This window comes from Kluyvera sp. CRP (assembly GCF_019930565.1).
In the GTDB taxonomy this organism is placed as follows: domain Bacteria; phylum Pseudomonadota; class Gammaproteobacteria; order Enterobacterales; family Enterobacteriaceae; genus Kluyvera; species Kluyvera georgiana_A.
The window spans coordinates 499,540-516,347 of record NZ_CP082841.1 but is presented as its reverse complement, the minus strand read 5'-3'; the positions used below and the strand labels follow the sequence as shown (position 1 = coordinate 516,347).

Below are 16,808 nucleotides of genomic sequence, written 5' to 3'. Positions count from 1 at the left end.
GACATGCGATTTCCCAACCAACGTTTAGCGCAACTCTTTACCCTGCTGCAAAACGAAACGCTGCCCCAGGATGAGCTGGCGCAGCGGCTGTCGGTCTCAACCCGTACCGTACGCGCCGATATCACTGCGCTCAATGCGCTTTTGATGCATTACGGCGCGCAGTTTGTGCTGACGCGTGGCAGCGGCTATCAGCTAAAAATCGACGATCCCACGCGCTATCAAACGCTGGAAGAGAGTGCGCCGAAAACGCAGCATATCCCGCGTACCGCTCAGGATCGCGTGCACTTTTTGCTGGTGCGCTTTTTAACGTCGGCGTTCTCCATCAAGCTGGAGGATCTGGCTGACTCGTGGTTTGTCAGCCGCGCCACGTTGCAGAGCGATATGGTCGACGTACGCGAGCATTTTCAGCGCTATCAGCTGACGCTGGAGACGCGCCCGCGTCACGGCATGAAGCTGTTCGGCAGCGAAGTCTCTATTCGCGCTTGCCTGACCGATCTTTTGTGGGAGCTAAGCCAGCAGGGGCCGCTGAACCCGCTGATTCGTGAAGAGGCGTTTGATGCCAGTGTGCCAACCTTGCTGGAAGGCACACTGCAGGAGACGTTAACCCGTCACCATGTGCGTCTGACCGATGCGGGCGAACGCTTTATTTGTCTGTATGGTGCGGTGGCGGTACGCCGCGTACGCGACGGGTATCCGTTGGCGGATTTCAGCGCGGAAGATGTGGCGCAAAACGTGCGCGATGTCGCCCATGATTTCGCCAATACTCTGCAACAACTGGCAGGGAAAGGTTTTTCGCCGGCGGAAGAGGAGTGGCTGTGCGTGCACCTTGCTGCCCGCCAGGTGCAGGACGTCGACCCGGAAACCATTAGCGCCGACGATGACGAGGCGCTGGTGAACTACATCCTGAGCTATATCAATCAGCAATATAACTACAATCTACTGGACGACGCCCAGCTGCATGCCGACCTGCTGACCCATATCAAAACCATGATTACCCGGGTGCGTTACCAGATAATGATCCCCAACCCGTTGCTCGATAACATCAAGCAGCACTATCCCATGGCCTGGGACATGACGCTGGCGGCCGTCTCCAGTTGGGGAAAATATACGCCGTACGCCATCAGTGAAAACGAGATTGGTTTTCTGGTGCTGCATATTGGCGTCGGGCTGGAGCGCCACTACAACATTGGCTATCAACGTCAGCCGCAGGTGCTGCTGGTCTGCGATGCGGGTAACGCGATGGTGCGGATGATTGAAGCTATTTTGCAGCGTAAATATCCGCAGGTAGAAATTGGCGCCACGCTCTCCCAGCGCGAGTACGAACAGCGGGCGACGGTGGCGGAAGATTTCGTCATCTCGACGGTACGTATTAGCGAAAAAGATAAACCCGTTATCACGATTGCGCCGTTCCCCACCGACTATCAGCTGGACCAAATCGGTAAGCTGGTGCTGGTGGACCGTACCCGCCCATTTATGCTCAACAAATATTTCGATGAAGCGCATTTCCGCGTGATAGACGCGCCGATGGATCAGCAAACCTTGTTTGCCGAGCTATGCCAGCAGTTGCAGGAGGAAGGTTTTGTTGATGCCGCATTCCACGCGTCGGTGGTGGAGCGTGAAGCGATTGTCAGCACCATGCTCGGCGACGGCATTGCGCTGCCGCACGCCTTAGGGCTGCTGGCGCAGAAAACCGTGGTGTATACCGTTATTGCTCCCCACGGTATCGCCTGGGGCGACGAAACCGCACACATTATCTTCCTGCTGGCGATCAGCAAAAGCGAGTATGAAGAGGCGATGGCTATCTACGATATTTTTGTCACTTTCCTGCGCGAGCGAGCGATGGCGCGCCTGGCGGCGACCCGCAGCTTTGATGAGTTTAAGGCGGTGGCGATGGAGTGCGTCAGCCGTTTTTAAACGGCTGACGAAAGCGATTAACGCAGGTGGTGAACCACCTGATTGCTGCTGCCGCGCCAGATCAGCGCCGGGTCTTTTAAATCCTGCACAAACTTACCGTCAACCAGCACGTTGATCAGGTCGACGACCTCCATCTGCGCGGCATTCAGTTCGTCAATCTTGTAGCCAGTCCATACCCAGATATCTTTGCCTGGGCATTCAGCGTGGATGCGCTTCACCAGTTTGAGGATCTCCGGCACATTTTGCGGATGCAACGGGTCGCCGCCGGAGAGCGAAATTCCCTGGCGCTTGACGCGGGTGTCGTTAAGGTCGGCGATGATGCGGTCGGCCATCTCGGCGGTGAACGGCTGGCCAGAGTTCACGCGCCAGGTGCTCTTGTTATAGCAGCCAGGACATTCGTGAACGCAGCCAGCAACAAACAGGGTGCAGCGCGTGCCGGGGCCGTTGACGATATCAACCGGATAGTATTGATGGAAGTTCATTTTCGCGTTCCAGATTTTTGGCCGGTATACGGTCGTACAGCGAGCGGTAAAACGGTTCCCTCTCCCCTGAGGGGAGAGGGCTAGGGTGAGGGGATAAACCGCCCGGCCTTAACCGAGCTGCCCGTTACCCAGGTGCTTAACGCGGCGCTTCACTTCTTCCTGTTTACCGGCGTTGAACGGACGAGCATCCGGGCTGCCGAGGTAGCCGCACACGCGGCGGGTGACCGACACGCGAGCCGCGTCATGGTTACCGCATTTCGGGCAGGTGAAGCCTTTGCTGGTGCACTCGAACTCACCGGTAAAGCCGCACTCGTAGCATTCGTCGATCGGCGTGTTGGTGCCGTAGTACGGCACGTGCTGGTAGCTGTAGTCCCACACGTCTTCCAGCGCTTTCAGGTTGTGCTGAATGTTCGGATATTCGCCGTAGCAAATGAAGCCGCCGTTCGCCAGCGGCGGGTACGGTGCTTCAAAGTCGATTTTGTCGTACGGGTTAACTTTCTTCTCCACGTCGAGGTGGAAGCTGTTGGTGTAGTAGCCTTTGTCGGTAACGCCTTCCACCACGCCAAATTCGGCGGTGTCGAGACGGCAGAAGCGGTCGCACAGGTTTTCGCTTGGCGTGCTGTACAGGCTGAAACCGTAGCCGGTTTCCTCTTTCCACTGGTCAACGGCATCGCGCAGACGCTGAACGATCGCCACGCCTTTTTCACGCAGCATTTCGTTGTCGTACATATGCTGATTGCCGAACAGCGCGTTGATGGTCTCGTGGATACCGATGTAGCCCAGAGAGATAGAGGCACGACCGTTTTTGAAGATTTCTGAAACGTCGTCGTCGGCTTTCAGACGCACGCCGCAGGCCCCTTCCATGTAGAGGATTGGCGCGACACGGGCTTTCACCCCTTCCAGGCGAGCAATACGGGTCATCAGCGCTTTACGCGCCAGCACCAGACGTTCGTCCAGCAGTGACCAGAACGCGGCTTCATCACCTTTCGCTTCCAGCGCAATGCGCGGCAGGTTAAGGCTGATCACGCCGAGGTTGTTACGCCCATCATGCACCTGCTCGCCGTTTTCATTCTCCCACACGCCGAGGAAGCTGCGGCAGCCCATCGGAGTTTTAAACGAACCGGTGACTTTCACCACCTGATCGTAGTTGAGGATGTCCGGATACATGCGCTTGCTGGCGCACTCCAGTGCCAGCTGTTTGATGTCGTAGTTGGCATCGCCCGGCTTGTGGTTCAGGCCGTCGCGAATGGCGAACACCAGCTTCGGGAACACCGCGGTTTTGCGGTTTTTGCCGAGGCCCGCGATACGATTACGCAGAATGGACTGCTGAATCAGACGCGATTCCCATCTGGTGCCGAGGCCGAAACCAAAGGTGACGAACGGGGTCTGGCCGTTGGCGGTATGCAGCGTGTTGACTTCATACTCCAGCGACTGGAAGGCGTCGTAGCACTCTTTCTCCGTGCGGGAACGAGCGTATTCTTCCGCGTTCGGAATCTGCCATTCGTTGGCGATTTTACGGTGCTTGTTGAAGCTTTCAGTGACGAACGGCGCCAGCACTTCATCAATGCGGTTGATGGTGGTACCGCCATAAATGTGGCTGGCGACCTGCGCGATAATCTGCGCGGTTACCGCCGTGGCGGTCGAGATGGATTTCGGCGGCTCAATTTCCGCGTTACCCATTTTGAAGCCCTGGGTCAGCATGCCTTTCAGATCGATCAGCATACAGTTGAACATCGGGAAGAACGGCGAATAGTCGAGGTCGTGGTAGTGAATCACGCCGCGCTCGTGCGCCATGACCACGTCGTGCGGCAGCAGGTGCTGGCGAGCGTAGTGTTTGGCGACGATACCGGCCAGCAGGTCGCGCTGGGTCGGGATCACTTTGCTGTCTTTGTTGGCATTTTCGTTAAGCAACGCCGAGTTGGTCTGCTCAACCAGACCGCGAATTTCCTGGTTCAGGCGGCCGCGCTTCTCGCGCTGGCTGTCGCGGTCATGGCGATATTCGATGTAGGCGCGAGCGAGCTGTTTGTACGGCCCGGACATCAGCTGGTTTTCAACGGCGGTCTGGATTTCGTTGATATCAACCTGCGACTGGTCCTGCATTTGTTGGCTAACGATTGCTGCGACGGTGGCGCAATAGTCTGCGTCATCGACTCCCGCTGCTTTAGCTGCACGCAGAATTGCTTCTTTGATGCGCTCTGATTTGAACGGCACTTTACAGCCATCTCGTTTCATCACATGCGGTGTCATGATCACTCCAATATTTATAAGAACAGGTTATCCACAGAGGTGGGAAAACAGCGATTGGCGTATTTACTCCATTAACCAATACTTTCCCCCGCGTGCGGCCCAGGTTATCCACATACCGGCTATCTTTTTCGTGATTCTCATTGTGCAATGATAGACGATAAATACCATATGTAGGGCCGGGACGCATTTTAAGTTCTATATGTAGTGATTTGCATCAAAGATGTTTGCGCTTTTATTGATTCAGAACAAAGTAAAAATGCAAGAGTACAGATGACAGGCGTTGAGGGTAATGTAAATTTTTATGCTCAAGAAGTGTCCAAAAAAGGACCGAAAAACAGCGGGATGCGAAGAAGCCCGGCAGCGGGGCGCTACCGGGCCTGAGGTTTAACGCTGTAGCCACCAGATGGCTTCAAACGGTCGCAGCGTCATGCCGGCAGGGGTGGCGTAGTTGCTCATCAGCACCTCGCCATCGGTGGAGCCCGCCGGTGGCTCCCAGTCCTGTGGCTCGCCGCTGAGGTTCGCGGCGACCAGCAGCGTCTGCCCCTGCCACTGACGGCGGTAACACCACAGCGACGGATGCTCCGGCAGCAGATCCTGGTAGTCGCCCCAGGTCAGCACCGGTTCGGATTTACGCAGTGCAATCAACTGCTGGTAGGCGTAAAACACGGAATCAGGATCGGCCAGCGCACCTTCAACGTTGATGTCGGCAAAGTTATGGCTGACGCCAATCCACGGTTCGCCAGTGGTAAATCCGGCGTTAGGGCTGGCGTCCCACTGCATCGGCGTACGGCTGTTGTCACGGGATTTGCTGGCCAGAATCGCCAGCAGTTCGTCGGCATCGCGCCCCTGCGCCAGCAGCTCGTTATACATGTTGTGGCTTTCAACGTCGCGGTACTGCTCTATCGTCGTGAAGTGCGGGTTGGTCATGCCAATCTCTTCGCCCTGATAGATGTACGGCGTCCCCTGCATGCCATGCAGCACCATCGCCAGCATCTTCGCCGCCGTGATGCGATATTCATCTTCGTCACCAAAGCGGGAGACGATGCGCGGCTGGTCGTGGTTACACCAGAACAGCGCGTTCCACGCCCGGTTGTGCATGCCCTGCTGCCAGTGACTAAACAGCGATTTCAGCGCCACGAAATCCGGACGCGCCAGCGTCCACTTCTCGCCGCCAGGATAGTCCACCTTCAGGTGGTGGAAATTAAAGGTCATCGACAGCTCTTTACCGTCGAGAGAGGCGTATTGCTGACAGTTTTCGAGGGAGGTGGAGGACATCTCGCCGACGGTCATCAGGCCGCGCGGGGTAAAGACATCGCGGCTGAATTCCTGTAAAAACTCATGCGCGCGTGGGCCATCGGTATAGAAGCGGCGACCGTCGCCCTGATGATCGTCCGGGAAGGACTGGTCTTTAGAGATGAGGTTGATAACGTCGAGACGCAGGCCATCGACGCCGCGATCGGCCCAGAACTCACAGACCTTTTTCAGCTCGGCGCGTACCGCCTCGTTTTCCCAGTTGAGATCCGCCTGCTCGGTGGCGAACAGATGCAGATAGTACTGCCCGCTGGCCGCATCCCACTGCCAGGCGTTGCCGCCAAATTTCGAACGCCAGTTATTCGGCGGGGTGTCCGGGGTACTGTCGCGCCAGATATAGAACTGGCGGTACGGGCTCTCTTTATTCAGCGATTCTTTAAACCACGCATGGTGGGTGGAGGTGTGGTTGAGCACCATGTCCAGCACGATACGAATGCCGCGCTGATGTGCTTCGGCAACCAGCTTATCAAAATCGTCGAGCGTGCCGTAAGAGGGGTCGATCTCGGTGTAGTCAGCAATATCGTAACCGTTATCCACCTGCGGAGAGACGTAGAACGGTGTTATCCAGAGGGCATCAACGCCGAGCTTTTGCAGATAGTCGAGTCGTGAGGTCACGCCGCGCAGATCTCCCGTTCCGCTGCCGGTCGTGTCCTGGAAGCTTTTCGGGTAGATCTGGTAAATCACGCCGTTTTGCCACCAGTGAGGTAGTGTATTCATTGGGTTGTCCTCGAATAAGAATCAGGGGCGCAAATGCGCCCCGAAGAAGCTGTGTTTACATGACGGGCAGCGTGCCCTGACTCTCTTTGCGCTTGTATACCATCATGGTCAGAATAATCGGCACGACCACGGCGATGATCATCGCGATGCTATAAACGCCCCAGAAGGTCGGTTTGATTGACAGAATGCCTGGCAGGCCGCCGACGCCGATACCGTTCGCCAGCACGCCGTACAGGCCGCACAGCAGGCCCGCGATACCGGAACCAATCATCGCGCAGAGCATCGGGAAGCGGTATTTCAGGTTGATCCCGTACATGGCCGGTTCGGTGACGCCGAGGTAGGCAGAGATAGCCGCCGGAACCGAGATTTCACGCTCTTTAGCCTTACGACTGCAGATGATAATGCCGACGACGGCAGAGGCCTGCGCGATGTTCGACAGGGCAATCATCGGCCACACCGGGGTGCCGCCCATGCTCTGAATCATCTGCATATCAATCGCCAGCGTGGTCTGGTGCACGCCGGTAATCACCAGCGGCGCATACAGGAAGCCGAACAGCGCGGCGCCAATCGGCGCGAAGCTGCCGGTCAACAGGTGACGCACGGCGAAAGCAACGCCATCGCCAATCAGGCGACCGAATGGTCCGATAATCGCGTGAGCAAGGAATACCGCCAGAATCAGCGAGCACACCGGTACGATAACGAGGTACAGGTAGTCCGGCACGATGCGCTTAAGGCGCGTCTCAATAAAGCCGAGGGTCAGACCTGCCAGCAGCGCCGGGATAACCTGCGCCTGGTAGCCGACTTTAGCGATGGTAAACAGGCCGAAGTTCCACACTTCCGGCACCTGCTGACCCAGCAGATAGGCGTTCATCAGTTGTGGGGAAACCAGCGTCACGCCGAGCACGATGCCGAGAATCGGCGTACCGCCCATTTTCTTCACCGCCGACCAGCAGATACCGACTGGCAGGTAGAAGAAGATAGCTTCGCCAATCAGCCACAGGAAGTCATAGATGGTTTGCAGCGACGGGTGCATCTGCGCCAGCGTCTGGCCGTTGCTCATCGGCAGATCGCCGATCACGTTACGGAAGCCTAAGATCAAACCCCCGCTGATCAGCGCCGGCAGCAGTGGGAAGAAGATCTCGGCGAAGTGGGAGATCATCTGCTCGTGCCATTTCATGTTCTGGCGCGCCGCCTGTTTGGCTTGCTCTTTGTCCACGCCGGTCTGGCCGGTGGTGGCGAGCAGCGCCTGATAGTAGTCGCCCACTTCGGTGCCGATCACCACCTGGAACTGCCCGGCGTTGGTAAAGCAGCCCTTCACCATCGGCAGTTCTTCGATGGCTTTCGGATTGGCTTTGGCCGGATCGTTCAGCACAAAACGCAGGCGCGTGATGCAATGGCTGACGGTGGCGATGTTTTCGCGTCCGCCAACCAGCTCGATAAGTTTATCGATGTTCTTTTGTTCTATTTTTTTGCTCATGATAGGGCCTTCAAACAGAGATAAGATCTCCCCGATAACCGCCAATTCAGACTGCCCTGGTATGGGTAACCTGACGGACTCAGGATATGAACAGTGAGTAATACGCTGAATATAAGCGTAGCGGGTTTACGCATTTGGGAAAATGGGAACGTTCCCGAAACGCAGCAAAGATCACATTAAAGCAGACTTTACGCTTAGGCGAGGATGGCGGGGATCACTATCTGCTGCGGTTCGCGCTTACCGCCGATCAGGGCGATCAGCTGCTCTGCGGCGCGGCGTCCGGCCTCGGCATAGCCGGGATCGACGGTGATAATTTCTGGATGCAGGAACTTGGTCAGCGGGGTGTTACCGACGCTCGCTAGCTGGACGCTCTCGATGCGCTGTTCCTGGAAATATTTGCTGACGCCCAGCGCCAGGGTATCGGTGGCGCAAATGAGCGCAGTGGTCTCGGGGGCAATGACCTCACGTGCGAAGTCGTAGCCCTGTTTCATCGCCAGGCCCGGTAGCGCGGCCATCGGCGTGAGCTGATGGCGCTGGCAAAAGGCCTGATAGGCATCATGACGGCGCTGGCCGGTGGTGACATCGCTCGGCGGTACCCCGAGGAAGCTGATATGGCGGTGGCCGCGTTCATACAGGCGCTGCATCAGCAGTGTGATGGCGCCGTGATCGTCATAGCAAACTGAGGAGAAACCGCTGGCATCGCGGGCCATCAGCACCAGAGAGGGCTGCCAGTTGGCCAGCGTCTCTTCGGTGACGCCGGTAAACCCAAACAGGATCACGCCATCGATATTGCGGCGCTTGAGCATCGCCAGATGTTCTACGACCTTTTCGGGCGAGAACTGGCTTTCCATCATAATGGGGTCGTAGCCCTGCTCGTAGAAGGCGGGCAACATGGTTTGCACCGCCAGGTTTTCCGACAACGAATCCAGGCGAGTGACGATAATGGCGACCACTTTATCGCTTTGCCCGCGCATGGCGCGCGCGGAGCGAGAAGGGGAGAAGCCGTGCTGGAACATCACCGCTTCCACGCGTTCGCGGGTACGTTCACTGACGCCACTTTCGTTATTCAGCACGCGGGAGACGGTTGATTTGCCAACACCGCTCAGGCGAGCGATGTCTTTGATGGTCAGCCGATTTTGCATATAGTTGCCCCACGTGAATATTTTACCGTCAGACCCGATGGTTGACGTGCCGTTGAATTACCTGCCGTTATTATATCGCCCTAATAGCCACAAAACTTATTATTTTCTGCGTATAATGCGCGGCGTTTTCTACTATCAACCTTACCGGAGGCTTTATGGATCCCGATCCCACACCTCTCTCGCGCTGGAGAGTAACGTTCCGGTAAGTCAGTTTTGCGCTGCCTTGCCGATGATGTGAGGCAGTGACATTCCTTAATCATGTCCCTGCAAGATAAAAATTAAGTGCCTGTGCGGTACAGATTAGCTGTGCCCGTAGGCCTGACTGCGGTCGCGTCCGGCGACTGCAGGGGGATTTTGTATGCTGAAAAATTTAACCCGGCAGCTGTTCGCACAGCTTGGCCGCCACCTTCCGCGCCGTCTGGTACAGCGCGATCCGATGCCGACTCAGCAAAGCGTCGCCCATACGCCGATTCCATCCTCGCTCAGCGGGCACTGCCTGAAAATGGCCCGGCTCAATGAGCAGGAACTGTGGCACACCTTTAACACGCACCCGGAAGGGCTGAACGCGGCTGAAGTCGAGCAGGCGCGCGCCACTCACGGTGAAAACCAGCTGCCGGCTCAGCAGCCGCAGCCGTGGTGGGTGCATCTGTGGCTCTGCTACCGTAACCCGTTCAATATTCTGCTGACCGTGCTGGCCGCCGTCTCCTACGCCACGGAAGACCTGTTCGCCGCGGTAGTGATTGTGCTGATGGTGGGTATTTCTACGCTGCTGAACTTTGTCCAGGAAGCCCGTTCGACCAAAGCGGCGGATACCCTGAAAGCGATGGTGAGCAACACCGCGACGGTGCTGCGCGTCATCAATGACAAGGGCGAGAGCAACTGGGTGGAACTGCCCATCGACCAGCTGGTGCCGGGCGATATTATCAAGCTTGCCGCCGGGGATATGATCCCGGCGGATCTGCGCGTGATTCAGGCGCGTGACCTGTTTGTGGCTCAGGCATCGCTGACCGGAGAATCCTTGCCGGTTGAGAAAGTGGCGCAGACCCGCGAGCCGCAGCAAACCAACCCGCTTGAGTGCGACACCCTGTGCTTTATGGGCACCAACGTGGTCAGCGGCACCGCGCAGGCGATGGTGATTGCCACTGGCGCCAACACCTGGTTCGGGCAACTGGCCGGGCGCGTGAGCGAGCAGGAGAGCGAGCCTAACGCCTTCCAGAAGGGTATCAGCCGCGTCAGCATGTTGCTGATCCGCTTTATGCTGGTGATGGCGCCGATTGTGCTGGTGATTAACGGCTACACCAAAGGCGACTGGTGGGAAGCGGCGCTGTTTGCCCTCTCCGTAGCCGTTGGCCTGACGCCAGAAATGCTGCCGATGATCGTCACCTCGACGCTGGCGCGTGGCGCGGTGAAGCTGTCAAAACAGAAGGTTATCGTCAAGCACCTCGACGCCATTCAGAACTTTGGCGCGATGGACATTCTCTGCACGGATAAAACGGGCACCCTGACGCAGGATAAAATCGTGCTGGAGAACCATACCGATGTCTCCGGCAAGGTGAGCGAGCGCGTGCTGCAAACCGCGTGGCTGAACAGCCATTACCAGACCGGGCTGAAGAATCTGCTGGATACCGCGGTGCTCGAAGGCGTCGATGAGGCGGTGGCGCGCCAGCTCTCGACCGACTGGCAGAAAATCGATGAGATCCCGTTTGATTTCGAACGCCGCCGCATGTCGGTGGTGGTGAGTGAAAAGCCGGACGTGCACAAGCTGATTTGCAAAGGCGCGTTGCAGGAGATTCTCAACGTTTGTACCCAGGTGTATCACAACGGCGAAATCGTGCCGCTGGATGAGACCATGCTGCGCCGCATTAAGCGCGTGACCGACACCCTGAACCGTCAGGGGCTGCGTGTGGTCGCCGTGGCGAGCAAATACCTGCCGTCCCGTGAAGGCGACTACCAGCGCATTGATGAGTCTGACCTGATCCTCGAAGGCTATATCGCCTTCCTCGATCCGCCGAAAGAGACCACCGCGCCGGCGCTGAAAGCGCTGAAGGCCAGCGGCATTACGGTAAAAATTCTCACCGGCGACAGTGAGCTGGTGGCGGCAAAAGTGTGCCACGAAGTTGGGTTGGACGCGGGCGAAGTGATTATCGGTAGCGATATTGAGCACCTCAGCGATGACGAACTGGCGCAGCTTGCGGCGCGCACCACGCTGTTTGCCCGTCTGACGCCGATGCACAAAGAACGCATTGTGACCTTGCTGAAACGGGAAGGGCACGTGGTGGGCTTTATGGGTGACGGCATCAACGATGCCCCGGCGCTGCGCGCGGCGGACATCGGTATTTCCGTGGATGGCGCGGTGGATATTGCTCGTGAAGCGGCTGATATTATTCTGTTGGAAAAGAGCCTGATGGTGCTGGAGGAGGGCGTGATCGAAGGGCGTCGTACCTTCTCGAACATGCTCAAATACATCAAGATGACCGCCAGCTCGAACTTCGGTAACGTCTTCAGCGTGCTGGTGGCCAGCGCCTTCCTGCCGTTCCTGCCGATGCTGCCGTTACACTTACTGATTCAGAACCTGCTGTACGATGTATCCCAGGTGGCGCTGCCGTTCGATAACGTTGACGATGAGCAGATTCGTAAACCGCAGCGCTGGAATCCGGCGGATCTGGGGCGCTTTATGGTGTTCTTCGGGCCGATTAGCTCTATCTTCGATATTCTGACCTTCTGCCTGATGTGGTGGGTATTTAAGGCCAATACCCCGGAAATGCAGACGCTGTTCCAGTCCGGCTGGTTTATTGAAGGGCTGCTGTCGCAGACGCTGATTGTGCATATGATTCGTACCCGCCGCATTCCATTCGTGCAAAGCCGTGCCGCCTGGCCGCTGTTCGCGATGACGCTGCTGGTGATGGCGGTCGGTATCGCGCTGCCGTTCTCACCGCTGGCAAGCTATCTGCAATTAGAAGCATTACCGCTGAGCTACTTCCCGTGGCTGGTGGCGATTCTGGTGGGTTATATGACGCTGACGCAGATGGTTAAAGGGTTCTTTAGCCGCCGCTATGGCTGGCAGTAATCCCGCGTATAACATCAAGAAAGGCAGCCATTGGCTGCCTTTCTTCATACTGCATCGAAATTAGCGACGAACGGCAATCGCTTCGATTTCAATCTTCACGTCTTTCGGCAGACGCGCCACTTCAACGCAGGAACGCGCCGGGAAGGTGGCATTGTGCTCGGTGAAGAACGCTTCGTAAGTGGCGTTAACGGTCGCGAAATCGTTGAGATCTTTTACGAAAACGGTCGTTTTTACGATATCGCCCACTTTCAGGCCCGCGGCCTCAACGATCGCTTTGACGTTTTCCAGCGACTGGCGCGCCTGTGCGGACACGTCTTCCGGCACGCTGCCGGTTTTCGGGTCAACCGGGATCTGACCGGAAGTGATGATCATGCTGCCCAGGTCAACGCCCTGAACGTATGGGCCGATAGCTGCTGGTGCATTTTCCGTCGCAATAGTTTTGCTCATGATATCTCCAGATGAACTGCAGTAATTAGGTCGTAGCCATTATAGGGACGCCTAATTCCAATACCAACCGCAATTAGTTGGCCAGCACCACATAATGGGAAAACTCTTTTTCACAGTATTTGCATTTGAGTGCAACGTCATCGGCGCGTTTTTTCACTGCAAAGCTGGAGGAAACTGGCTCAGCGTGGCTGATGCAGTTGCTGTTTGGGCACACCAGCACGCTCTCAATACGATCCGGCAGGCTCGGACGCGATTTGCCCACCACTTCATAGTTGTCGATACGGTTCACGGTAGCCTGTGGGGCGTACAGCGACAGTTGGTTAACCTGCTCATCAGTGAGGAAGGTATTCTCAATTTTAATCAGATCTTTGCGGCCCATTTCACCGGACGGCAGGTTCAGACCGATGGTGATGCGCTGGTCAGTTTCGGTCAGCTTGAACAGCGTCAGCAGTTTAAAACCGACTTGTGCCGGGATGTGGTCGATCACGGTGCCACGTTTGATGGCTTCTACCTGCAATTTGTTGTCGTGTGTCATCGTCATTCCCTCTTACAGAGCCAGTTCGCTATTCAGTACCAGTGCCAGTAACGCCTGGCGGGCGAAGATGCCGTTGCCGGCCTGCTGGAAGTACCAGGCGTGCGGCGTCTTATCGACATCGGTAGTGATCTCGTCAATGCGCGGCAGCGGGTGCAGCACTTTCATATTGTCGCGTGCGCCGACCAGGTCTGCGGCGCGCAGGACAAACTGCGCTTTCACGTTGGCGTATTCGGACGGGTCGAGACGTTCTTTCTGCACGCGGGTCATGTAGAGAATGTCGACCTCGGCCATCACCTCTTCAATGGCGCTATGCAGGCTCCAGGCGATACCTTTCTCGTCGAGCATATCGAGGATGTACTGCGGCATCGCCAGCGCGTCCGGGGCGATGAAGTAGAAGCGGTTAGCGTTAAATTTCGCCAGCGCCTGGGTCAGTGAATGTACGGTGCGGCCATACTTCAGGTCACCAACCATCGCGATGTTGAGATTTTCGAGACGGCCCTGGGTTTCCTGAATGGTGAACAGATCCAGCAGCGTTTGCGTCGGGTGCTGGTTTGCGCCGTCACCGGCGTTGAGTACCGGAATACCGCCGGAGAATTCGGTCGCCAGACGCGCCGCGCCTTCCTGCGGGTGACGCATCACGATGGCGTCGACGTAGGTGCTGATGACGGAGATGGTGTCAGCCAGGGTTTCGCCTTTTTTGCCGAGCGAGGTGTTGGCGCTGTCGGAAAAACCCACCACGCTGGCGCCCAGGCGATGCATGGAGGTTTCAAACGAGAGGCGGGTACGCGTCGAGGCTTCGAAGAAACAGCTGGCAATGACCTTGTGCTTCAGCAGCTCAGGCTGCGGATTGGCTTTCAGTTTAGCGGCGGTCGCCAAAACCAGCTCAAGGTCTTCGCGGCTGAGATCGTTTATGGAAATGATGTGTTTTTGATACAGCGGATTAGCCATGTTTATCTCCTGACGACGGCGCAAAAAAAAAAGCCCCTTAAATAAGGGGCTTTACGAATACGGATGCAACGGAAAGGAAAAACGGCAGGCCAGCGTCTTTTTTCAGACGCGGTAAGACGCGATGTCGTACACACTGAACCATAATTCCTCCCGGCAAAACGGCTGGCATTATACGCAGCTTTGGTAAGGGATCAAGCGCTGAATTCACATTTTAATCAACGAAAACGATTCTCATAGAATGAGTATTCGCTTTTTATGCATTTAAATTCTTAACGCCACTCGCCTGGCACAAACTGTGCGCTAAACCGGCAGGACCGCAATAACAGGGTAAAAAGTGCTGGTATGGTATCGCGAATTTACGTATAACAACTAAAAATTGAAACATCGTTTTATTTGTGGAGTCATCATGATTATTGGCAATATTCACAACGTGCAGTCCTGGCTGCCGGAAGAACTGCGTCAGGCGATTGCCTACATTAAGGCTAACGTTACCGCGGAAACCCCGGAAGGGAAATACGACATTGACGGCAACCGTCTGTTTTATATGGTTTCAGAAAACATGACCGAGCCATTTGCCGAGCGTCGCGCCGAGTATCACGCGCGTTACCTGGATATCCAGGTGGTGCTGAGTGGTCAGGAAGGGATGGCGTTCAGCACCCAGCCTGCGGGCAAACCGGACACTGACTGGCTGGCCGACAAAGACATCGCTTTCCTGCCGGAAGGCGTGCAGGAAAAAATGGTGGTGATGAGCGAAGGTGACTTCGTGGTGTTTTACCCGGGTGAAGTACATAAACCGCTGTGCGCTGTCGGCACGCCGGCGAAAGTGCGTAAGCTGGTGGTGAAACTGCTGGTTGCCTGAGAAGTCACGCCCTGACCGTCAGGCCAGGGCGTAGCCCGCTTATTGGCTCAGCGTCGCCACCATCACGGCTTTGATAGTGTGCATGCGATTTTCAGCTTGATCAAACACGATGCTGGCTGGTGATTCAAAGACCTCGTCGGTCACCTCCATCCCACCGTGCATACCGTACTCAGCGGCCATTTTCTTACCCAGCGTCGTCTGGTCATCATGGAATGCAGGCAGGCAGTGCAGGAATTTGACCTGCGGGTTGCCGGTGAGCTTCATCATGGCGCTGTTGACCTGATAGTCGCGCAGCAGGGCAATACGTTCCGCCCACTTCTCTTTGGCTTCGCCCATCGAGACCCACACGTCGGTATAGATAAAATCGGCCCCTTTTACGCCTGCGGCGATATCTTCCGTCAGCGTCACGTTGCCGCCATTTTTCTGCGCCAGCGCTTTACACTCGGCCACCAGGCTCTCTTCCGGCCAGCACGCTTTTGGCGCCACAAGGCGCAGATCCAGGCCGGTTAACGCTGCGGCTTCCAGCATGGAGTTACCCATGTTGTTGCGCGCGTCTCCGGCATAGACCAACGTCATTTCGTTGAATGCTTTGCCCGGCAGGTGCTCCTGCATGGTCAGCAGGTCAGCCAGCAGCTGGGTCGGGTGGAATTCGTCGGTCAAGCCGTTCCACACCGGCACGCCGGAGTACTCGGCCAGCGTTTCGACCACTTCCTGGCCGTAGCCGCGATACTGAATGCCGTCATACATGCGGCCCAGCACGCGCGCGGTGTCTTTAATCGACTCTTTATGGCCAATCTGGCTGCCGCTGGAACCAAGATAAGTGACGCGAGCGCCCTGATCGTAAGCGGCAACTTCGAAAGAGCATCGGGTGCGGGTCGAGTCTTTTTCGAAGATGAGCGCGATGTTTTTACCGGTCAGGTTCGGCGACTCCGTGCCGCTTTTTTTATCCGCTTTTAGTTTTGCCGCGAGTTGCAGCAGCGTGGTGATTTCTGCAGGGGTAAAATCGAGTAATTTTAAGAAGTTCTTTTTATACAGAGTAGACATTTTTCCCTCACCTGGCTTAAGCCACTTATTGAATTAAAATTCACTTTATATGTATGAATATTCATTTGCAACCCCAATAACAAATCTTTATCGGAAAGGTGGAGGCAATGGCAACGGTATGTGACAATAAGAGTATCAGCCACATTATGAGGAAAGAGCCATGGCAAACCCGGAACACCTGGAAGAGCAGCGTGAAGAAACACGTCTGATTATTGAAGAACTGCTGGAAGACGGCAGCGATCCTGACGCGCTGTACACCATTGAGCACCACCTTTCCGCCGACGATTTCGAAAGCCTGGAAAAAGCGGCAGTCGAAGCGTTCAAGCTGGGCTATGAAGTGACTGAGCCGGAAGAGCTGGAAGTGGAAGAAGGCGACACCGTGATCTGCTGCGACATCCTCAGTGAATGCGCGCTGAATGCCGAGCTGATTGACGCACAGGTTGAGCAACTGATGAACCTGGCCGAGAAATTTGAAGTGGAATACGACGGTTGGGGCACCTACTACGAAGACCCGAACGGCGAAGAAGGCGATGACGACGAAGATTACGTCGACGAAGAAGACGACGGCGTACGTCACTAAGTCATCTTATCACCTACGGCAGCGCCCGCTGCCGTAGG

General features: G+C 56.3%; 14 protein-coding genes. 4 read left to right on the top strand and 10 right to left on the bottom strand.

Features of this window, described 5'->3' with window-relative positions; genetic code table 11:
- The first annotated feature begins 3 nt into the window (after positions 1-3).
- Positions 4-1,914, top strand: coding sequence for a PRD domain-containing protein (locus K7B04_RS02360; RefSeq protein WP_163445802.1), 1,911 nt, complete (start codon positions 4-6; stop codon positions 1,912-1,914).
- A gap of 17 nt (positions 1,915-1,931) precedes the next feature.
- On the opposite strand, the gene nrdG is transcribed toward K7B04_RS02360, so the two are convergent.
- The 5 genes from nrdG to treR form a co-directional block, all read right to left on the bottom strand.
- A complete protein-coding gene (nrdG, locus tag K7B04_RS02355) occupies positions 1,932-2,396 on the bottom strand; it encodes an anaerobic ribonucleoside-triphosphate reductase-activating protein (protein ID WP_163445801.1) in 465 nt (154 codons plus the stop codon).
- Positions 2,397-2,504: 108 nt separating this feature from the next.
- Positions 2,505-4,643, bottom strand: a complete 2,139-nt coding sequence (gene nrdD / locus K7B04_RS02350; RefSeq protein WP_223803428.1) for an anaerobic ribonucleoside-triphosphate reductase — start codon at positions 4,641-4,643, stop codon at positions 2,505-2,507.
- A 384-nt stretch (positions 4,644-5,027) separates the two neighbouring features.
- Positions 5,028-6,671: an alpha,alpha-phosphotrehalase gene (gene treC / locus K7B04_RS02345; protein ID WP_223803427.1), complete on the bottom strand. Its 1,644-nt coding sequence runs from the start codon at positions 6,669-6,671 to the stop codon at positions 5,028-5,030.
- A 55-nt stretch (positions 6,672-6,726) separates the two neighbouring features.
- Positions 6,727-8,148 carry a PTS trehalose transporter subunit IIBC gene (gene treB, locus K7B04_RS02340; protein ID WP_163445798.1) on the bottom strand — a complete coding sequence of 474 codons (1,422 nt, stop codon included), beginning with the start codon at positions 8,146-8,148 and terminating at the stop codon, positions 6,727-6,729.
- A gap of 194 nt (positions 8,149-8,342) precedes the next feature.
- The gene (treR, locus tag K7B04_RS02335) at positions 8,343-9,290 is read right to left on the bottom strand and encodes a trehalose operon repressor TreR (protein WP_223803426.1); all 948 of its coding nucleotides are present in this window, start codon (positions 9,288-9,290) and stop codon (positions 8,343-8,345) included.
- Between the two features lie 358 nt (positions 9,291-9,648).
- Here treR and mgtA point away from each other — a divergent pair, with 358 nt between their 5' ends.
- Positions 9,649-12,357, top strand: coding sequence for a magnesium-translocating P-type ATPase (gene mgtA / locus K7B04_RS02325; RefSeq protein WP_223803425.1), 2,709 nt, complete (start codon positions 9,649-9,651; stop codon positions 12,355-12,357).
- Positions 12,358-12,417: 60 nt separating this feature from the next.
- Here mgtA and ridA read toward each other — a convergent pair whose 3' ends face one another.
- The 4 genes from ridA to K7B04_RS02305 form a co-directional block, all read right to left on the bottom strand.
- Positions 12,418-12,804 (bottom strand): 2-iminobutanoate/2-iminopropanoate deaminase, encoded by a 387-nt coding sequence (ridA, locus tag K7B04_RS02320; RefSeq protein WP_000047541.1) that lies wholly within the window; start codon positions 12,802-12,804, stop codon positions 12,418-12,420.
- A 73-nt stretch (positions 12,805-12,877) separates the two neighbouring features.
- Positions 12,878-13,339 carry an aspartate carbamoyltransferase regulatory subunit gene (gene pyrI / locus K7B04_RS02315; RefSeq protein WP_163445795.1) on the bottom strand — a complete coding sequence of 154 codons (462 nt, stop codon included), beginning with the start codon at positions 13,337-13,339 and terminating at the stop codon, positions 12,878-12,880.
- A gap of 12 nt (positions 13,340-13,351) precedes the next feature.
- Positions 13,352-14,287 (bottom strand): aspartate carbamoyltransferase, encoded by a 936-nt coding sequence (pyrB, locus tag K7B04_RS02310; protein WP_223803424.1) that lies wholly within the window; start codon positions 14,285-14,287, stop codon positions 13,352-13,354.
- A 37-nt stretch (positions 14,288-14,324) separates the two neighbouring features.
- Positions 14,325-14,429: a pyrBI operon leader peptide gene (locus K7B04_RS02305; protein ID WP_191091012.1), complete on the bottom strand. Its 105-nt coding sequence runs from the start codon at positions 14,427-14,429 to the stop codon at positions 14,325-14,327.
- Positions 14,430-14,693: 264 nt separating this feature from the next.
- Between K7B04_RS02305 and K7B04_RS02300 the strand changes: the two genes are divergently transcribed.
- A complete protein-coding gene (locus tag K7B04_RS02300; RefSeq protein ID WP_163445792.1) occupies positions 14,694-15,146 on the top strand; it encodes a YhcH/YjgK/YiaL family protein in 453 nt (150 codons plus the stop codon).
- A gap of 39 nt (positions 15,147-15,185) precedes the next feature.
- Here the strand turns inward: K7B04_RS02300 and argF are convergent, their stop codons facing one another.
- Positions 15,186-16,190, bottom strand: coding sequence for an ornithine carbamoyltransferase (argF, locus tag K7B04_RS02295; RefSeq protein WP_065358336.1), 1,005 nt, complete (start codon positions 16,188-16,190; stop codon positions 15,186-15,188).
- Positions 16,191-16,350: 160 nt separating this feature from the next.
- Here argF and rraB point away from each other — a divergent pair, with 160 nt between their 5' ends.
- Positions 16,351-16,770, top strand: coding sequence for a ribonuclease E inhibitor RraB (rraB, locus tag K7B04_RS02290; RefSeq protein WP_163445790.1), 420 nt, complete (start codon positions 16,351-16,353; stop codon positions 16,768-16,770).
- Positions 16,771-16,808 lie beyond the last annotated feature (38 nt).